Raw genomic sequence first — 20,344 nt, 5'->3', positions numbered from 1 at the left:
CTATCACGGTCTGAACGCATTGCACCCCTGTGCACATTGACTTATTTCACCGGTAACCAACCACGCAGGTTGTTTCTGAACTCTGCATCGCGAGCCTCAAATGCTTCCTGTAAGCGCTGCATCTCAAGCGGATATTTTGCCGACACATCGTAGGACTCCTGCTGATCCTGAGCCAGGTCGAATAACCAGGGTCCCATAGGGGCCTTTAGATCCAAAGTTTTAGTGATACCGGTCGCACGCACGCCGCGCCTTCCATGGTACTTGAAGCGGGAATCACGCACGGCGTCCAATGTCGCGCCTGACTGACCATAGTAATAGATGAGCCGTTCGGCCAACTCACTCTCACCGCGCCAGAGCGGAGAAATATCGACGCCGTCGATAATGCGGTCAGCCGGCAAGGGCAGGTCCAGCACAGACAACAGGGTGGGAAACAGGTCCACCCCGGATATCGGTACAGTGCGCAGCTGATTGCCGCCGACGCTGGCAGGCCAGTGCACGATAAAGGGCACCCGCTGGCCGCCTTCCCAGGTCTGGTTCTTGCGGCCTCGATTAAAACCCGGACTGCCCTGATACCAGGGACCATTATCACTGGTAAAAATGATCAAAGTATTTTCCGTCAGCCCCTTGCGCTGCAGTGCGGCGAGTAATTCTCCGACACTGTGGTCAATATCTTCAACCACATCACCGTAGAGCCCGGCCTCGGATTTTCCAGACTGTTGCGGCGAACTGAATAGAGGTTCGTGCGGGAAATTGTGAGCATAGTAGAGAAAGAATGGAGTGGCCGTATCCTGAGACTCAACAAATTCAACCACTTCACGCGTATATAGGCCATTCATGCGCGTCTGATCCAGCTCAGCGGCTTCTTCAATATCACGATTGCGATACAGCGGAAACGGTTTCATATCGTTGGAATAGAGGCCTCCGTAATAGCTGTCAAAGCTGAAGTCATTCGGCAATGACGGCGCCACGTCACCCATATGCCACTTGCCCACCATAGCCGTGTTATAGCCGACCGCTTTGAGCACATCCGAGAGCATAATTTCCTCGGTTGGAATACGCGTGTTAAGGGCAGAAATTTTCTGCGCATTGGAAATAAAATGACCCTCGGGAAATACCACGTGACCGAGCCCGGTGCGGGGAGGGTAGCGCCCGGTCAGCATTGCTGCACGCGACGGTGAGCACACTGGAGAAGGCGAATAGTAGTGACTGAAGCGCATGCCATTTTGCGCCAGTGAATCTATATGGGGTGTTGCGATAGATTGCGCTCCATAGGCACCCACGTCGCCGTAGCCCAGATCATCAAGCAATATAATGACTATATTCGGGCGCTGGGCGGCCGTGCTAGAGCTCGCAGACAAAGACTGCAGATATTGCTGCTTCTGCGCCAACCGGTCAGCATCGTCCAGTTGCTCATAACCCAGCAGTTTGAGCACGGGGATCGCTATCGCGATCACGACCACTAAAAGCAAACCAAGGCCCAGCCATTTCCACACCCGCATACGCATTCCTATCCTTATTAAAGTATCACCTGACAAATTCAATCGTGCCGAGTATAAATTCCGGTTTAGCGGCTTCGCCACCAGCCGGATCAGTCGTCAGATAAACATCAAAGCGGCCCTCGATATCACTGACATCGTAACCGTAATAATCCAACGTTTCTGGCATACCCAAATTTTTATTTTCAATGTGGTGCGTGCCAATAGTGCGCCCGTCGGGCGACCCGAGTCGCAGGTTCAGGCTACCGCCACTGGTAATCAGACTACTGGTGGCAATTCCTAGTTTTACGCTGCGTATCTCACTGAGATCAAAATCCTCGAATAACAGGTAGGCAGGCTGCCCTTCGCGACTCAGATACAGGGCCAGTGTTACGTCTTCCGAGCCCTCCATTGGAACTGGTATCTGCATAATGGCATCGCTGCGGGCGTCGGCCGCGGTCGGGTCCACGACCGGTGGCATTAGTACTCGAGTGACAGCAGCGCGCGCGGTGCGGGCTCCAACAGCGCCACGATCTTCGTAGCTAGCCATCAGCAAATAGCGACCCGTATAGAGCTTACCCACCATATCATTCGCCAACGAATCATTCTGGTGGCGCTCAAAGTTCAAGGTCCCGGACAGGGGCAAACCGGCGGCAGCCTGCGCTTGCCCTCGCTCCATTATCCATTCCGCCATAGCGCTGGTCTGCGCCACTGACAGCTGCGGATGCCCGGGCATCGCGTAATCACCCCAAACGCCCTGACCTCCCTGTTGTATTTTCTCAGCCAAGGCGCTCACCGCACCAGCTTTACCCGCGTAGTGCGAGCGCAGCTCATTAAAGCTTGGACCTACTGACGCCGCATCCAACATATGGCAGGAGAGACAATCACTGGCTTCAATTTCCTGCCAGCCATCAGGCCCGGCAATGGCCTGGTGGCCCAGCTCTGCATTGGCTATATCCTTACCCTGGGGTACGTACTCCACGCTCACCCGCACCCGCTCGTCAGCAATACCACCGTCGCGTGTGCTGCCATCCTCGGTGTCGGTAACCGTTACCTGGTAATCGACGCTCACATCGTCCCAAAAGACCGAACCGTTGCCGTTACTGAAGGCGATGTCAATCTGCGGGCGATCATTGCCAACCTGCAACAGCACGCCGCTTTCACTGGAGACACCATCGGCGTCGGTTACCGTTAACTGCAGCTGGTAGTCGCCTGCCGTATCGGCGCTAAATGAAGCATCGGCGGTATCTGCGATATGCTGCACGACCCGACCATTTTTCAGCTGGTCCCAGGAGAAACTTAAGCTTTCGTAAGACCCGTTGCGGTCAAAGCTCTGCGAGCCCCGCAGTGTAGTGGAGAAAGGCACCGCGCCCACCCGCTCGTCCGCACTGGCAAGGACAACCGGCGGCGGATTATCATCACCGTAATACTCGATACGACTCAGGTAGGCATCATCGTTGGGGGAAAACCAGGCGCTGCCGTACTCGAGCACGTACAGCGAGCCGTCGGGGGCAAATTTCAGGTGAATGGGCGCCGAGTAAATACCGGGCTCAAGCAGTGGCTCTATCTTACGCACGCCGCCGTCATCATCCATGCTAACCGCCTGCACCCAGTGCCGCACCCATTCGTAGATAAACAGTTTGCCGTCATAGTAGGGAGGCAACTTGAGTGGGTTGGGAGGGTAGTCGTCATGGTAGTAAACCTGGCCGGCCATGGCAGAGCGGCCACCTTCACCCAGCTCCGGTAAACCCTCCTCCAGGGTATAGGGATAGCGCATCCAGGCGGGCTGCGCAGGGGGCAAAACCCTGGCCCCGGTATTGTTGCGTGAGCGGTTTTGCGGAGCGGCGGGATCGACCATGCCATCGCTCTCGGCGCTGCCAAAGTCATAGTAGGCATAAGGCTCGTTGTAGCCGATCACAAACGGCCAACCAAAATTACCCGCTTTATTGGTGCGGTTGAATTCATCGTAGCCCCAGGGGCCACGCTCACCACTGTAGTCACGGCTGTCAGGACCAACCTCACCCCAGTATAAGATCCCGGTGCGGCTGTCCACATCAAAGCGAAAGGGGTTGCGCAGCCCCATGGCGAATATTTCCGGGCGGCCGTTGGCGGCGTCAGTAAACAGGTTATCCTCGGGGGTGCCGTAACTACCGTCACTGTTGATGCTGATCCTGAGAATCTTGCCACGCAGGTCCTTGGTATTACCGGCACTGCGTGCGGCGTCAAAAACCGCACGCCCGGGCCGGTCATCATGGGGGCTGAAACCGCCTGACTCATGGGGGTTGGTGGTATCGCCGGTACTGATCCAGAGGTTCCCCTGCGGCCCGAACACCAGGGTACCGCCGGTGTGATTCTGCCGCCCGGCTTCGGTCGGTATCTCCAGAATTACCTGCTCACTGGCATGCTCAACGCCGTCCTCTGCCAGACGATAGCGCGACAGGCGGTACGCAGCACCTTCGGCTACCAGCACATTCCTGAATATATACAGCCATTGATTACTGCTGTAATCCGGGTCAAAGGTAAAACCGATCAGCCCATATTCGCCCTCATCGGTTACCTCGAAGCGGGCCACCTCGACGGACCGCTGCAGCTGCGGGTCGTAACGCAGCAACTCGCCCCGGCGCTGGATAAAATAGAGCTCACTGGCGGGTGTGAAGGCCATCGCCATAGGCTCATTGAGCCCGGAATCCAGGATCACCCGCTTCATTCGCCAGCTCTCCGGGCGCGCTTTGCTGTAATCCAGCTGCCCATCACCCATTGCCCAGGCGAGGCCAGCCCACAGATGCTCGCGCACGGCAGGGTCTGAGAAGCTCTCCGGGCGGTGACCAAAGTTGGTGTAAAAAGAACGCCCACCATCAAAGTTCTGATACCAGGCCACGGGATGTTCGGCGCCCATTCTGCCGCCCTGGTAGGTATTCTCATCGATGCGCAGCAATACCGAGATCTTGTCGCTAAGCCGCTGGTAGTCATACCACTCATCGGTAAATTCGAAGGCGGCGGGAAACATGGCGGTCAGCTCACTGTCGCTGTCAGCCACCTGCAAGAGACCGCTCTGGACATTGGAGGGGTCACTGGGGTGGCTCAGGAAGGCCGCCCCCAGCAGCCGCGTATACCAGGGCCAGTCATTGGCTTTCCAATGGGTATCGGCGGCGGCGTGAATGCCGACAAAGCCGCCGCCAGCCTGAATATAGCGTTCCAGAGCTTCCTGCTGCGGCCGCGCCAGCACCATGCCAGTGGTGTTGAGGAACACCACTGCCTGAAATTGCTGCAACTCTGTTTGGCTGAAAATCTCGGCGTCTTCAGTGGCCACCACCGCGATGCGATGCTCGCCCGCCACTTCGGTGAGCGCGGCAATGCCCGCCGCTATGGAATCATGACGATACTCAGCCGTTTTGCTGAACACCAGCACCTGTGCCAGCGGCGGCCGCTGCAGGTACCACCAGGCTGCTAGCAGTAAAAAAAATGCCGCTGTAATGGCGATAGTTATAACTTTTTTCATTATTATCCAGACTTGGTCGGCAGCGACGTCAGCTTAGTCTGGCTGAAATCGATCACATTGTCTCTACTATGGTAGGCTGCTGTGGACTCATTATGCGTACCGCTGCGGCATGAAGCTATGGCGCAATCAGGCGCATAGCAATCGCAACCACGGGGGCTGGAGTAAGACCATGCAATGGATACTCATTATTTTTTTTTCGCTGCTGGCGCACGCGACAATCGCAGCGCCGCCCAATGTGGTCTTCATACTGACCGATGACCAGCGCGCAGACGCCGTCGGCTACCACCCCAACTCCCTGCTGGGAATACAAACCCCACATATAGACCGCCTCGCCACCGAAGGCGCGCGCTTTGACAATATGTTTGTCACCACCTCATTGTGCTCACCGAGCCGGGCCTCTTTTCTATCCGGAACCTATACCCATACCCACGGCGTCTACAACAACTTCACCGACTATCCACATCAGCTACAGAGCTTTCCGCTGCTGCTGCAGAAAGCTGGTTACACCACGGCCTATATCGGCAAATGGCACATGGGTGAAGACGACGACAGTCGTCGGCCCGGCTTTGACTACTGGGTCACCCATAAGGGCCAGGGCAAGTACTACGATACGGTTTTCAACGTCAACGGCGAGCGCAAAACCGTGGCCGGCTACTATACCGACCGCGTCACCGACATGGCGCTGGACTGGCTGGCGCAGCGGCCCACCGAACAGCCCTTTGCACTGTTAGTTGGACACAAGGCACCGCACGGACCCTTTGTACCGGAGCCGCGTTACGCCAATCGCTACGACGATGTGCCTTACCCCTATCCGGCGAGCAGCTTCCAGCTGGATGACAAGCCAGCCTGGATCCGCGAGCGGCTGCCCACCTGGCACGGCATCTACGGACCGCTCTATGGCTTTCGGGACAACTTCCCCGACGACCGTCCGCAGGCGGTAGTCGACTTCGAGCAATTTGTGCGCAGCTATGTCGCCACCATCAACTCGGTAGATGATTCCGTGGGCCGCATATACGCAGCGCTGGAGCGCAGCGGCGAACTGGACAACACCATATTTGTATTCGCATCCGACAATGGTTTTCTGTTCGGCGAGCATGGCATGATCGACAAACGCACCATGCATGAGGCCAGTATTCGAGTGCCATTAGTGGTGCGTTACCCCACTAAGATTTCCCCGGGAACTGTTGTTAGTGAGCACGTACTTAGCCTGGATGTAGCGCCATCCCTGATAGAGATGGCTATTAACCAGCAGATGGCGAATATACAGGGGCGCTCTTGGGCGGGGCTGGTCAGCGGTACAACGACCGTTTGGCGGGATGCTTGGCTGTATGAATACAACTACGAAACTCAGTTTCCCTACACCCCCAACGTGCGCGGTATTCGCCGCGGAGATTGGAAATACGTCGCCTACCCCCACGGCGACAATGGGCCACTGCGGCATATGGAAGAGCTCTATCAAATGGCTGCTGATCCTGGCGAATCTCGTAATTTGGCGCAAGATCCAGACTCAGCCGCGCAGCTGACAGAGATGCGCGCAGCGCTGGCAACGCTGCTAAATGCCACGGGCGCCGACCCTGACGTTATGCCAGTCGATCAAGGCATCCGCGGCGAATTGCCAGAGGAATCGATTCGCTAAGGTTCTACTTTCAACCTTGGCAGTGCGTACGGTGGACCCTCACTCAGCCCCGACTTTGCGTACCGATACTGCCAGCGCATGCGTCACCCGAATGCGCACTTCGTCACCTACCTCGACTAATTCCATCGGCACGTCGCTGGAGACGTGAATAGTCTCCACGCTGCCATCCTCGTACTGCAGGGTAGCCTGACGCTTGGTCAGGTTCAGTTTCAGCACATCGGCCTTAACCATAAAGGTCTCTACCGTACTAATCGACGGTTTTTCACCCTCAGCAGCCACTTCAACAGCTACACCCTGTGCCGCCTCCGGCGTTCCCTTGGGGGTAACGACAATGGCGACGGAGTCGAGATATTCCATCACAATTCGATCACGAGGTTGAATCTGATCAAAGTTGATCACCTCATCACCCACCTTGGTGGTAAAACGACGGCCAGACGCATCAATTAATTTTAGTTGGCGCATTTCCATATCCACCGCTTCGACAATCGCAGCGGTTCTGATCACACTGGTAGTAATACGGGCAGGCTTAACGGCAACATGCGAGTCCGCCTCAACCGCCGGAGAAACGCCAGCCAGCGAGAGAGAAAGCACTGCCAGCCCCAGCAAAGTGTTGCCGCTGTTGGTCAGGCGCTGCCGACGGAACAACAAAGCTGCACCCAAAAACACCAGACCGGCCAAACCTATGGTCGGCAATAAGCTGGCGGTCTTGGGCAACATAGGCGCCGGCTCAATCTCAGTAGTCACCAGGATATTGCTCTCTGTGACCAATATAACTTCTTCAATATCGGGTTTTGCAAACTCACTAACCGCCAGGTAAATACGTATTTCCTGTCCGCGCACCAGGTCCCGCACCCGAGTCTTGCGACCCTCGACCAAAACCCTGGCCGCAGAATCCGGAGACACCTTAAACGTATGATCCGTTGCGGGCAGATAAAGCGTCGCTGTGGAGCCCCTGACGCGGCGAACCTCAGCGGTGAACTTGCCGTACAGTTCTCCCTCTCTTTCAACAATAGCTTCACAGGCGCCGATGAGATCGGGGAAACGCTCCAGCGCCTCAGGCGATGGCTTGAAGTCAGCACAGGCCAACTCGGACATCTGCTGGGCAAAAGAAGGCGGCGCTATACCAATAAGCAGGGCCGCGATGAGTGCATAAAAAGGTTTCATAGGTAATTCCTTGCTAGTTGCTTCTCAAAAGCTAATTGACTGAAGAATTAGTGAGCCCACCGGAGCCTAATAGCGGCAATAAAGGTGAGCTCTGAGCTGCCCTGTAAAGTCGGACTCGGACGCTCGCTGAGCTAAATACGGGTAACTCCGTTAGTATAGACTACGCTATGTGAACAGTCAGCTACGGACACCCCCATGAAAAACTATTTGATTCAACTCAGCTTGGCGCTTGCTACTACTGTATTCGCTCTCCACGCTTCTGCGCTCGACCCTAGTAGCTCCAGCGCTGAGATCGAAGTAATTATGGACGAGATGTTATCCGGCCAGCGAGAGCACTTTCACTCGGTTTCCATAGAGACCCAGTCGGTGCTGTCACTGTTGTATGAAAGCAGAGATTACCGCCCTGCCTGGGCTGATCAACAAGTCACTCTGGATATCCTCGGTTTACTGCGCGACAGCTATTTGGAGGGCCTTGATCCAAACGACTATCACTACGATCATTTACTGGAAATGGCTGATCAGCTGAGCGGGCCGGAACCACCTGACGGACGCGCATTAGCTTCCTTTGACGTTTTACTGTCCGACGCAGTGCTGCTATACGCGCGCCACATGCTGGAGGGCAAGGTCAATCCTGAGCCTGTGGAATACGCCTGGAATTACTCACGCCGGGATTTCCTGCCAGAGAATATTGTGCAAAATCTCAACGCAGCCATAGAGAACAAAACAGCTGTCAGCATTTTGCGCAATCTGCCGCCAGGTAGTTGGTTTTATCAGCAACTGCGAGACAGCCTGGCGTTCTACCGGGCGAAGGCTGCTGGCGGAGAGGCGCCGCCGTTATCCACGCACACCGTGTTAAGACCAGGCGATTCAGGAGCCGCCGTTGCGGCACTGCGAAATCGATTAGTCCAACTAGAGTTTCACCCGGATATGACGCTGAGCAAGCCGGAGTTTTTCGGCTCACGATTACAAAAGGCGGTGGCACAGTTTCAGGCCATGCATGGGTTGGATGCCGACGGTATTGTCGGCGCAAAAAGCTATCAAGAGCTTAATATTCCGGCAGCGGCAAGAGTTCAGCAGATTCGTATCAATATGGACCGGATCCGGTGGATACAGGATGACGTTAACAGTGATTTCGTCGTGGTCAATATCCCCGGCTTCGAACTTTATTATATTGAAAACAATCAGGTGAGCTGGCGCACTGAGGTAGTGGCAGGAAAGGTGACCACCGAAACGCCCATGTTTAAGGCCCAAATCAAGTACCTGGTGGTCAATCCGACCTGGACAGTCCCTGCCAGCATCATTCGGCGCAGTCTGTTCCACAAATTTGCGACAGACCCTGCTTACGCGCGGGACAACAACTTCTTACTCTATGACCGTGACGGTAACGAAGTACCCACAGATCTGATTCCTTGGGACCAGGTCAGTGCTGCTCGCTTTCCCTACCGCGTGGTGCAGCAACCTGGCCCCAAAAATGCGCTGGGCACGATCAAATTTATGTTTCCGAACCGTCATGCGATTTACCTCCACGACACGCCAAACCGCGAGCTATTTCAGCGCACCAGCCGGGCTTTCAGCGCAGGTTGTGTTCGGGTTGAAAACCCACTCGAGTTCGCCGACCGGTTACTAGGAGGCACATGGGAGCCAGCGGCTATTCAGGCCGCGGTCGACAGCGCTGAACTGCAAGTCATTCACTTACCAGAACCGATCGATGTGCTGCTGATGTATTGGACCGCTAGCCCGACTGCCAGCGGTCGCATCAAGTTTAATCCTGACATCTATAATCGCGACCCCGCGGTCATCAAGCGCCTCAATGCTCCGCCTGTTTGGAAAAACATCTGAATGCGCCCTCTGCCAAGCCGTTATCTGGTCATCCTCATCCTGCTAACCCCAGCCAGCGCCAGCGCCATTGCCCCTATCCCTATCACAGCGCGAGGGCTGGAGGTCGATCTGGCGATCTTCAGTCTGTTCCTGACGCCAGAAGAGGAGATTACTATTGCAGTAAACACTGAGCAGTCAATGCGGGTCGAGGCACCGGGTATGAGCATACAGCAGGTCAGGCAACAAACCGGACAGCTGCTGCAAGTGCGAGCGCCAGCAGCACCCGGTATTTACCCGATGCATCTGAGCAGCGAATCTGGTGCGGCTGCCAGCCAAATTAATATCATAGTGCTGACGCCTTTTGCGAATCTGAGAGACGGCATGCTCAATGGCTACCGCGTAGGAGAATACCCGCAACCGCGTCAGGGCAAGGCCACCTACTACGCGCAACCAACAGGCTTTATCGAAGTCACCGAAGCCAACATGGCCACTCAATTGACTCCCCATTTCACACTGGCGCAATTTCTATGCAAGCAGGAAGCGGGTTTCCCCAAGTATCTGGTATTGCGAGAAAACTTGCTGGTATTGCTGGAAGATGTGCTGCAGCACGTCAACTCACAGGGCTTTTCTGTCGCTACCTTCGGCTTCATCAGCGGCTATCGCACCCCTTGGTATAATCGAAAAATTGGCAACGTGACCTATAGCCGACACATTTATGGTGACGCCGCCGACATCTACATAGACCAGGACCTCAACGGCAGAATGGATGACCTGAACCTCGATGGTGCTTATGACGGCAAGGATATGGAGCTGTTTTTTGCACTGGTAGAACAGCTCAGAGATAACTCCCCAGGGAGTGTTTTGCCGAGCGGCATTGGCCGTTATAAGCCTAACCGTCGCCACGGCGGGTTTATCCACGTGGATACGCGCGGGTACCCGGCGCGCTGGTAGCCACTATGGTGCGATCGCAAGATCGGTAACGGAACTTTTGGAGAGCCAAGAAAATTAAACCGCCGGCTGTTTTAGAGGACCACCCAGACCTACTATTTCATTCGGCAAACCACTACACTGCCGCAAACTATAATAATACTTTCAGGGGTAACCGTATGAAACTATCCGTCACCAGTCGGGCACTTCTGCCCGCCATCTTTGTATCCCTACCTATCACTATGCCGCAAGCCGTAGCCCAGGAAAGAATGGCGCTGGAAGAAGTGATTGTCACCGCCCGCAAGCGCGAGCAAAGTCTGCAGGATGTGTCAGTCGCGGTGACCGCGCTGACCGATACAGCAATTGCCGAGGCACAGATCTACACCTCGGAAGACCTGGTGCAACTAGTGCCATCGTTAACCTTCCAACAGGGCTCCAACCCGCGCCAGAGCTCGTTCAATATTCGCGGTATCGGCACCCAGAGTTTCAGCACCGGGGTTGAGCCCAGTGTTTCCACCATGCTCGATGGTGTGGTCATGGGCCGCTCTGGCCAGGCCTTTATGCAACTGCTGGATGTAGAACGAGTTGAAGTACTGCGCGGCCCCCAGGGCACGCTGTTTGGTAAAAATGCCAGCGCCGGTGTTTTGCATATCATTACCAAGGACCCGACTGAGGAATTTTCCGGCGAGGTAATGGCGGGCGCCGCTGAAAATAACGAATACCGGGCCGGTGCTACGATCGCAGGGCCGATTACCGACAATTTGGGTTTCCGGCTTTCCGCCTCCGGCTCAGACGTGGACGGCTGGATCAAGAACTACTACGACGGCGAAGACCTCAATAATTCCAAGGATTACAGCGTGCGCGGCAAATTGCGCTGGGACGTCAGCGACACTGTGCAAATCAAGTGGAGCAGCGACTATAGTGACCTCGACTGTAATTGCACAGTATCGACTATTCGCAGCCTGGAGCCCTTTAATGGCAACGATGCGCAGATACAAGGCATCCTCGACGAAATAGACCCGGTGCAGGTGGGCGAGGAAAACATCGAAACCAACGTCAATTCAGAGAACTACACCGACTGGGAGTCCTGGGGCCACGCACTGGAGGTCAACTGGGATATTGGCGAGTTCACACTGACCTCAATTACCGCTTATCGTGAATTTTCCGTCGCCGCCAGTATCGACAATGACAATCGCCCGACGACCCCTCTCGGCTTTGACCAGGACGGCGGCACCGAACAAGAGCAATTCACCCAGGAGCTGCGCCTGGCCTCACCCGCCAGCGACCGACTCAATTACGTGGTGGGTTTGTATTACTTTGACCAGAAGGTCAGCCGTCAATTCAGGCGCAGTTTTGAGTTTGCGCCAGGCCTCCCGGGAGTAGGAATTTCTACTTTTGCCGTGGACACCACCAACTGGGCCGCCTTCGGCGAAATCAACTACAGCTTTAACGATGCCTGGCGTATGGTCCTGGGCGCACGCTATACCCAGGACGACCTGAAATATGTGTTTGGCCGCACCCGCGAGGGCTTAGCCGTAGGCATTCCGGCTCCGGTAGAACCCACGCCAGGAGAAACCGACAATGATGACCTGTCCGGTAAGCTCGCCCTGGAGTGGAGCTTCAACGATGACGCTATGCTATATGCCAGCTACAGCCAGGGCTATAAAGGTCCCGCGTATGACGTCACCTTCGGCACCGACCCCACCACGCTGGAGCCGGTCGATCCGGAAACCTCAGACGCCTATGAGCTGGGCATGAAAAGCGTCTGGTTCGATAACCGCTTAATCCTCAATGCCGCCCTGTTCATGACCGAGTTTGAGAACTTCCAGGGCCAGGCCTTCTTTGATCCTGACGGCGACCCCGGCTGCGCACCCGACAACCCCGGCTGTGACCCCGATGACCAACCCGGCAGCTTTTTACTGGTTAATGCTGGCGAAGTGGAAACCAAAGGTCTGGAAGTCGACTTTACCGCACTCGTCACCGATAACTTTCGCCTTTACGGTGGTTTCGCCTTTATCGATGCCGAGATCACCGACTACCGGGGCGGCAATTGCAGCTTTGGCCAGACATTCAGGGGGGAGTGCCCGGATGGCACCCAAGATCTGTCGGGCGGCGTCATGCCCCATTCACCAGACTGGAAAGTCGCGCTTACCGCACAGTATAACTGGGAGCTACCAACCAGCTTTGACCTGATCCTGCAGGGTACCTACAAAGCCCAGGATGATGTGCTGTACAGTCTGTCCCAGGACGAGTTCACCTGGCAGGATGGCTACGGCACGCTGGACCTCTCAGCCAAACTGGCCGACCGGGATGCGCGCTGGGAAGCGACGGTCTACGTGAAGAACGCGACCGACGAATGGCACGTCAGCGGCATTGGCTCCAACATCTCGCAGTTTCTGCCCAACGGCTATATCCATAGTGTGCCGCTGAACTACCAGCGTCGCTTTGGCGCTGAGGTTCGCTTCCGCTGGTAGAGCACTCGCCCTGTGGGGTCTGGCTGGCCGCGTCGAATTTATTCGACCATACCCAGCACCCCCCACAGGACATTTTAGCCCTACAGCAGGCGGAACAAATTCTGCCTCACAGTGAACACCAGCCAGCTCCCTGGGCGCCCGAAACCAGCCCCGGTTCAGTTTGTACAACTACACCGCATTGAATTTAAAAGACTTTTCCCTGGGCGCACTCCCGCATTCGGGTTGCTTTCAGCTACAATAGCGCTCCAAATTTTTAACCAACACAACAACAACGGTGAATGCCTTGAGTAATAACGCCAATACCATCTACTACACCCTAACCGACGAAGCACCCTCGCTCGCCACCTGCTCACTGCTGCCCATCGTGCGCGTGTTCACTGGCAGTGCCGGTATTGACGTCAAGATCAGCGATATTTCACTGGCTGGCCGGGTACTCTCAGCATTCAATGACAGACTCAAGCCAGAGCAACAAGTGGTAGACGGTCTGGCCTTCCTTGGCGAGCTGACTCAGGACCCGGACGCCAATATCGTCAAGTTGCCTAATATCAGTGCCTCGGAGCCGCAGCTGCAAGAGTGCATCACCGAGCTGCAGGGCCAGGGCTATGACATCCCTGATTTCCCGGAAAACCCCCAAACTGAAGAAGAGTTGGATATCAGCGCCCGCTACGCCAAGACTTTGGGCAGCGCCGTCAACCCGGTATTGCGCGAGGGCAACTCTGACCGTCGTGCTCCGGCGGCAGTAAAAGCCTTTGCCCGTAAATTCCCCCATTCCATGGGCGAATGGAGTAAAGCTTCGCGCACCCACGCCGACTATATGCGCGGCGGTGATTTTTTCTCCAGCGAGCAATCCGTCACCATGGACTCGGCTACCGATGTGCGCATCGAGTTTGTCGCCCCAGACGGCACCGTGACGCTGAAAAAGGAACTGGCACTGGAAGCCGGAGAAGTTCTTGATGCCATGTTCATGAGTGGTGATCAGCTGGAAGAGTTTTTTGAAGCCAGCATGGAAGATGCCAAGCAAACCGGCGTCATGTGGTCACTCCACGTTAAGGCCACCATGATGAAGGTGTCACACCCCATCGTTTTCGGCCACGCGGTTAAAGTGTTTTACAAAGACCTGTTTGCCAAGCATGGCGAACTGCTCAAAAAACTGGGCGTCAACGTTAACAATGGACTGGGCAGTGTCTACGACAAGATTGCCGACCTGCCGCGCTCGCAGCGTGAAGAAATTGAAGAGGACATCCAGGCCTGCTACGCCGCACGCCCGGAACTGGCGATGGTTGATTCAGTGAAGGGTATTTCGAACCTGCACGTGCCTAGCGACGTTATTGTCGACGCCTCCATGCCAGCCATGATTCGCAGCTCGGGCCAGATGTGGGGCCCGGATGGCAAGCTCAAGGACACCAAAGCGGTCATGCCTGAGAGCACCTACGCGAAGATCTACCAGGAAGTTATCAACTTCTGTAAAACCAATGGTGCCTTCGACCCTACTACCATAGGCACTGTGCCAAATGTGGGGCTAATGGCCAAGAAAGCCGAAGAATATGGCTCGCATGACAAAACCTTTGAACTGAATACTGCGGGCACCATGCGCGTCGTCGACAGTGACGGTAGCGTGCTCATGCAACACAGCGTTAACGCTGGTGACATCTGGCGTGCCTGCCAAACCAAAGACGTCGCTATTCGTGACTGGGTCAAACTCGCAGTAAGCCGCTCACGCAATTCCGCTACCCCGGCCGTATTCTGGCTTGATCCTGAGCGCGCCCACGACCGTGAGCTCAGCAAGAAGGTGACTGCCTATCTGCAAGAGCACGACACCGAAGGTCTGGATATAAGACTACTGGGCTACGTGGAAGCTATCAGGCTTTCCATGGAGCGCATGGTACGCGGCCTGGATACCATTTCGGTAACTGGCAACGTACTTCGCGATTACCTCACCGACCTGTTCCCGATTATTGAACTCGGCACCTCAGCCAAGATGTTGTCGATAGTACCCATGCTGAACGGCGGCGGAATGTATGAAACGGGCGCAGGTGGTTCAGCACCCAAGCACGTTCAACAGATTCTGGAAGAGAACCATCTGCGCTGGGATTCACTGGGTGAATTTCTGGCACTGGCGGTTTCACTGGAAGATATGGGTATGAAGCAGGGCAACGCCAGCATTCAACTGCTGGCCAGCACGTTGGACAAGGCTACCGGCAAGCTACTGGAGAACAACAAATCGCCTTCACGCAAGACCGGTGAACTGGATAACCGTGGCAGTCATTTCTTCCTCGGTATGTACTGGGCACAGGAGCTTGCAGCTCAGACAGAGGACGCAGCGTTAGCGGCCAAGTTTGCACCTTTTGCAGAGAAACTCGCAAACAATGAGACTCAGGTACTGGGTGAATTAGCCGAGATACAAGGCGTGCCCGCGAAAATCGAAGGCTACTATCACGCCGAACGCGACATGGTAAAAGAAGTCATGCGCGCCAGCCCAACGCTGAATGCGCTGTTGGCGGAAATGGCCAGCTGACGGAACGAGGGCTTGGCTAAGCCAGGCCCTCATTCATATCAGCACGTTAACCGGGGCAGAAAATGCGCAGGCTTTACTGCTGACAAAATTGCGCAGCCGCGAATACACCCGCTCCTGGTCGCCGGCCGGGATACCGAACATAAGCCCGTCGTAATAGCCCAGTGCCTTGGCGTAAATGGCATCACTCTCCTGCTGATCAAAACCTTCCAGCACCTGCTCGGTAAGATTACCGTACTCAGTCTTGGAGACATATCCCAGCGATTCCTCTGCGAGTACGCATGCCAGCTTGCCCGAAGCGGCAAACTCTGCGGGGCCCATTGCCAGCGAACGCACCTGCATCGAAAATGTCAGACCGCCAGCTAACACTGCAAAAGTGATTAAGCGCACCATAACCAACCCTAACTAAATCATATAGGGCGAACCTTAGCGACCCTCTATGACAGGTTTGTTACCGCGACGTGACAGCCTCAGCCAGACCCCCCAAAATTTTCGCTAAACCCCTTATATGAACTTTTTATGACGGTTATGTAACAAATGGGTGAAGCGGAGTAACATCGTGCTTAAGGTTTAAACAATAAACGGTTCGTTGTGAAACGACAGAGAGGTAACCTGTGAAAATAACGATTACGCTGATGGCTGGCTTGATCACCACACTGATGGCCGCGGGCGCAAGTGCCGAGACAAACCGGGACTGCGTACTCGAGGGTACGGTCAAAAAACAGCAGTCCGACAGCAACAAGGTCTACGTCGCATTCCATTCCTACAAGGCAGCCGAAGACGGTGCCAACTGCCATATCCGCAAAGGTGAAAAGCTAGACTTCAAGCAACCTGCAGGCTCTGACATTACCTCAGCCAAACCCGGCGCTAAAGTCGAGTACCGGTATACTGAGGACCGCGAAGACGGAGACCGCTGGAAACTGCGTAAAGTGTCCAGCTAAACCCGTTCGCACTGCAGCCCACCCTAAAAACTCGCGCCTGCATTCAACCAACCGAGATTGGCGACATATCAAACCCTGAACAAATTGATGACCCTAATCAGGCCTGTAAGCCCCGGCTAAAAAACCGGGCATTGAAGATATAGTCTGCTAGATCAGGGGCCCGGTTGGGTTTGCGACACTCGCGAAACTCTCCTTTGCGTTGTTTGTAAGAACTTAAGGTGTAATCCGTCTCCCGTGCAATACTTAGCCGGGGCCTTGTGTTATAACTTCGGCGCCGCCGGTACCGCGAGAGCGATCATAGAGCCAGATTGCGCCGAACACCGGTAGCAGTAGCAGCGGTACAACAGCAACTGCCTGGAATGATTCTACCGACGCGTAACGCAACACCTCTGCCATTGCCTCTGGCGACAGTCCCGCCAGCTTATCAGCGCCACCAGCTGCCTCGGCTTTCGCGTTGTCGAAAATAGCGCCCATGCGCGGCAGCACAAACTGAATTGCCATACCACCGGCAAAACCCATCAGCCCCATAGCCACAGCCCCACCCTTGGGAAAACGCTCAGAGGCAATTGCCAGCATCGTTGGCCAGATGAAGGCGATGCCTGCACCCCACACCGTGGCCGCCGCAAATGCAGCAATGGGCGAAGTGGAGATACTCAGCAGATACAAACCAATGCCAGCTGCCAGACAACCGACAAACAGCAATCCCACCGAGGAAATACGGGCGACGATAGGACCCGCGAAATGGCGCATGATAAACATCAAAGCGCTGACGTAAACCAATAACAAAATGCCCTGCATACCAACAATATTGGACAGCGAAATATTCACCCACTGGCCCGGCGCCAGCTCGGCTGTCGCCGTTAAATACATGCAGCACCAAAATACCCAAAACAGCGGACGTTTCAGTAGCTCCATAATCATGCCGGTGTAACTGACTCCGGCGGCAACCCGCTCAGTGACCGGGAACACCGAGCTAGCCACCATCCAGGCCAATACCAGAGCCGGCAACATCAATACGAACATGTTCAACTGCCACGGTAAACCGAGTGCAGTAATCGCTACCCCTAGCAGGCCGCCCACCACAATACCGGCAGGCCACCAGGCGTGAAGGATATTCAGACGATGCGTTTTTTCCTCCGGATAGAGCGCGGCAACCATAGGGTTGGCCGCGGCCTCGACTGCGCCCCAGCCCAGACCGGTCAACAACAGGCTGACCAGAACCATAGTCTCAACCGACGCACCTGTGGGATTGAGCGCCGCCATCAATAAGCCAGCTGAGCCAGCGATATATCCCAATGCAGACAATAGCAGCATGCGCTTCATACCCACCACATCAACTAATGCGCTGCCGAACAATAAGGTCAGAGCAAAGCCGGTGAAGGTAATGCCCAAGGCTTCCCCAACCATGGACGCTGAATTCGCCAGATCGATTTTGTCGTAGATATCAGTCTGCAGGTTGGGAGCAATATTGGCGCGCACGGCAAAGCCCAACCCAATCATAAAAATCGACAAATTGCCTACGTAATACAGTTTCTTACGATCTACCGAACTGCTGGTCATGGTATACCCTTATTTTTATTAGCTATGTGACAGTGCAGGCTGCGGCGCTCACAAGGGCCTACTATGGACCGGTTTCCACCCTTGCAACGCCCCCTAATTCGCTTAAACGCAGCATAAGTCCTTGCTAACGACCAGGCGCTTGCTAAAACCCGCACGGCGACTCACAATCTAGCGGATAACTACAAGCTCTTCAATCGCTACCGATTCGTACCCTGGGAGCACACTCAGCTATGACAGAACAACGACAACGCCATGATCTGGTGATTTTTGGCGGTAATGGCGATCTGGCACTACGTAAATTGCTACCAGCGCTGTATTACCTGGAAGCGGCGAATTTGCTCGACCAGCTAGAGCACATCATCGGAGCCAGCAGGGCAGAGTTCAATTCGCCCCAGTACCGCGATTTAGTCGCAGAGCAGCTGCAGAAGTACCTGCCTGACGAAGATTGGGACGAAGAGGTCTGGGCCACTTTTTCTGCTCGGCTGGAATTTGTCACCGTAGATGCCAACACAGCTAGCGGCTACCAAGCCCTGGCAGATTTCAATCTTCAGCGGCGCCCCTGCATCTACTACCTCGCAACACTGCCGTCGTTGTACGGTGCAATCTGCAGTAACTTACAAAGCAGCGGGGTGCTCACAGAAAACTCGCGCGTGGTACTGGAAAAGCCGCTGGGTCAGGATCTGGAGTCCTGCCAGGAAATCAACAGCGCTGTGGCTGAAGTATTTGACGAGCTCGCCACTTTCCGTATCGATCATTACCTGGGCAAGGAAACTGTTCAGAACCTCATCGCACTGCGCTTTGGCAACCCCATGTTCTCGCACCTGTGGAGCCATCACTATATCGACAGCGTACAGATCACTGTCGCAGAAAGCCTAGGGGTAGAAGGCCGAGGCAGCTACTATGCAGAAGTCGGCGCCTTGCGCGACATGGTGCAAAATCACCTGTTACAAATTCTCTGTCTGGTTGCCATGGAGCCACCAAACAACCTCGACGCGGATGCGATTCGCGATGAAAAGGTCAAAGTACTCACCAGTCTGCAGGGTATGGACAAACATCGCGTGCGCGAAGACACCGTACGCGGGCAGTATGCCGCCGGACAGATGGATGGTGAGGCCGTACCGGGTTTCCTTGATCAGGAGGAATATCATGACTGTGCTCTTACCGAGACCTACGTGGCACTGAAAGCAGAAGTCGTTAATTGGCGCTGGTCCGGAGTACCGTTCTATCTGCGCACAGGCAAGCGCTTGGCCCAACAGTTCTCTGAGATCGTGATTGAGTTCAAGCCGCAGGTCCACTCCATATTCCCCTATAACAGCAATGAGGAATTACGTAATCAGCTGGTTATGCGCCTACAGCCGGAAGAAAACGTGACTCTGTATGCCATGAGCAAACAGCCGGGGTTGGGGTCAGGTATGTCACTGCAACCTACTGCGCTGGATCTGACGGGTAAACAAAAGTCGATAGGCCGCAGCAACGATGCCTATGAGCGCCTACTACTGGACGTGATCAACAACGACCAAACGTTGTTCATGCGCAGAGACGAAGTGGAAAATGCCTGGCGCTGGGCCGATACCATCGTTGAAAGCTGGGAGCAGAACGGCAAGAAGCCCAAGCTCTATAAGGCCGGCAGTATGGGCCCGTCATCGGCTACCAGTTTGATCGAGCGCGATGGTCGCAGCTGGCATGAATAATCTACGCGAGTTCGACTCCCGCCAGGCACTGCATGACGCACTGTCAGCACTCATCTGCGAACAACTGGAAGGTGGCATCAAGCAGCGCGGCACCGGTCGGCTTATCGTCTCCGGGGGCAGCACCCCAATACCGCTGTTTCATCAATTGGCAAAGACAACCTTCGACTGGCAGAACGTGTCGGTGTGTCTTGCGGATGAGCGACTCGTACCCGCAGACCATCCGCGCTGCAACGCCAGCATGGTGCAACAAGAGTTGTTGCAAGAGAAAGCAGCAGCCGCAGCATTTTTAAGCCTCAGCGAGGCAGCCCAAACCTGGGACACAAAGCCCTTTGCCGATATAACACTGTTGGGTATGGGGAATGACGGCCATACGGCATCGTTGTTTCCTGACGCGCCCGAGCTGAAGTCGGCCCTGAACGGGGACCAGCCTGTTTATACCATGACACCGCCCAGCCAACCCGAAGCACGTGAGACTTTTGGTTTGCAGACCCTCTGTGCCAGCCAGCAATTGGTATTACACATCGAAGGCGAGGAAAAGTATCGCGTGTTGCAGGAGGCGATGAATGATTCAGCCACTACCAGTCTACCCATTCGGACTCTGATAGAAGCGGCACACTCACATATCACTATATTTTGGGCACCCTGAC

General features: G+C 55.2%; 13 protein-coding genes. 8 read left to right on the top strand and 5 right to left on the bottom strand.

Annotated features, from left to right (window positions below; genetic code table 11):
* Positions 1-41: 41 nt before the first annotated feature.
* Together EYC98_RS04400 and EYC98_RS04395 are read right to left on the bottom strand one after the other, a co-directional pair.
* A complete protein-coding gene (locus tag EYC98_RS04400) occupies positions 42-1,499 on the bottom strand; it encodes a sulfatase family protein (RefSeq protein ID WP_279244087.1) in 1,458 nt (485 codons plus the stop codon).
* A 25-nt stretch (positions 1,500-1,524) separates the two neighbouring features.
* Positions 1,525-4,974, bottom strand: coding sequence for a ThuA domain-containing protein (locus EYC98_RS04395; RefSeq protein WP_279244086.1), 3,450 nt, complete (start codon positions 4,972-4,974; stop codon positions 1,525-1,527).
* A 169-nt stretch (positions 4,975-5,143) separates the two neighbouring features.
* Here EYC98_RS04395 and EYC98_RS04390 point away from each other — a divergent pair, with 169 nt between their 5' ends.
* On the top strand, positions 5,144-6,610 hold the full coding sequence (locus EYC98_RS04390; protein WP_279244085.1) for a sulfatase family protein: 1,467 nt from the start codon (positions 5,144-5,146) through the stop codon (positions 6,608-6,610).
* 39 nt (positions 6,611-6,649) lie between these two features.
* Here EYC98_RS04390 and EYC98_RS04385 read toward each other — a convergent pair whose 3' ends face one another.
* The gene (locus EYC98_RS04385) at positions 6,650-7,774 is read right to left on the bottom strand and encodes a hypothetical protein (RefSeq protein ID WP_279244084.1); all 1,125 of its coding nucleotides are present in this window, start codon (positions 7,772-7,774) and stop codon (positions 6,650-6,652) included.
* 195 nt (positions 7,775-7,969) lie between these two features.
* On the opposite strand from EYC98_RS04385, the gene EYC98_RS04380 reads away from it, so the two are divergent.
* The 4 genes from EYC98_RS04380 (at position 7,970) to EYC98_RS04365 (ending at position 15,508) form a co-directional block, all read left to right on the top strand.
* Positions 7,970-9,613, top strand: coding sequence for a L,D-transpeptidase family protein (locus EYC98_RS04380; RefSeq protein ID WP_279244083.1), 1,644 nt, complete (start codon positions 7,970-7,972; stop codon positions 9,611-9,613).
* On the top strand, positions 9,614-10,543 hold the full coding sequence (locus tag EYC98_RS04375) for a D-Ala-D-Ala carboxypeptidase family metallohydrolase (RefSeq protein ID WP_279244082.1): 930 nt from the start codon (positions 9,614-9,616) through the stop codon (positions 10,541-10,543).
* A 155-nt stretch (positions 10,544-10,698) separates the two neighbouring features.
* Complete coding sequence (locus tag EYC98_RS04370) at positions 10,699-12,993, top strand: TonB-dependent receptor (RefSeq protein WP_279244081.1); 2,295 nt, start codon at positions 10,699-10,701, stop codon at positions 12,991-12,993.
* A 283-nt stretch (positions 12,994-13,276) separates the two neighbouring features.
* Positions 13,277-15,508: an NADP-dependent isocitrate dehydrogenase gene (locus EYC98_RS04365; protein WP_279244080.1), complete on the top strand. Its 2,232-nt coding sequence runs from the start codon at positions 13,277-13,279 to the stop codon at positions 15,506-15,508.
* 33 nt (positions 15,509-15,541) lie between these two features.
* Here the strand turns inward: EYC98_RS04365 and EYC98_RS04360 are convergent, their stop codons facing one another.
* Positions 15,542-15,898 (bottom strand): hypothetical protein, encoded by a 357-nt coding sequence (locus EYC98_RS04360; RefSeq protein ID WP_279244079.1) that lies wholly within the window; start codon positions 15,896-15,898, stop codon positions 15,542-15,544.
* A gap of 221 nt (positions 15,899-16,119) precedes the next feature.
* Here EYC98_RS04360 and EYC98_RS04355 point away from each other — a divergent pair, with 221 nt between their 5' ends.
* Positions 16,120-16,446 carry a hypothetical protein gene (locus EYC98_RS04355; protein WP_279244078.1) on the top strand — a complete coding sequence of 109 codons (327 nt, stop codon included), beginning with the start codon at positions 16,120-16,122 and terminating at the stop codon, positions 16,444-16,446.
* Positions 16,447-16,689: 243 nt separating this feature from the next.
* On the opposite strand, the gene EYC98_RS04350 is transcribed toward EYC98_RS04355, so the two are convergent.
* Entirely contained in the window at positions 16,690-18,006 is a 1,317-nt protein-coding gene (locus tag EYC98_RS04350) for an MFS transporter (RefSeq protein WP_279244077.1), read from the bottom strand.
* A gap of 230 nt (positions 18,007-18,236) precedes the next feature.
* Between EYC98_RS04350 and zwf the strand changes: the two genes are divergently transcribed.
* The gene (zwf, locus tag EYC98_RS04345; RefSeq protein ID WP_279244076.1) at positions 18,237-19,697 is read left to right on the top strand and encodes a glucose-6-phosphate dehydrogenase; all 1,461 of its coding nucleotides are present in this window, start codon (positions 18,237-18,239) and stop codon (positions 19,695-19,697) included.
* Complete coding sequence (gene pgl / locus EYC98_RS04340; RefSeq protein WP_279244075.1) at positions 19,690-20,343, top strand: 6-phosphogluconolactonase; 654 nt, start codon at positions 19,690-19,692, stop codon at positions 20,341-20,343. The genes zwf and pgl overlap by 8 nt, the downstream gene beginning before the upstream one ends.
* Position 20,344: the final 1 nt, after the last annotated feature.

It is taken from the genome of Candidatus Litorirhabdus singularis (assembly GCF_026262625.1).
Lineage (GTDB): Bacteria > Pseudomonadota > Gammaproteobacteria > Pseudomonadales > Halieaceae > Litorirhabdus > Litorirhabdus singularis.
The sequence above is the reverse complement of the archived record's forward strand: the minus strand, read 5'-3'. Positions and strand labels throughout refer to the sequence as shown.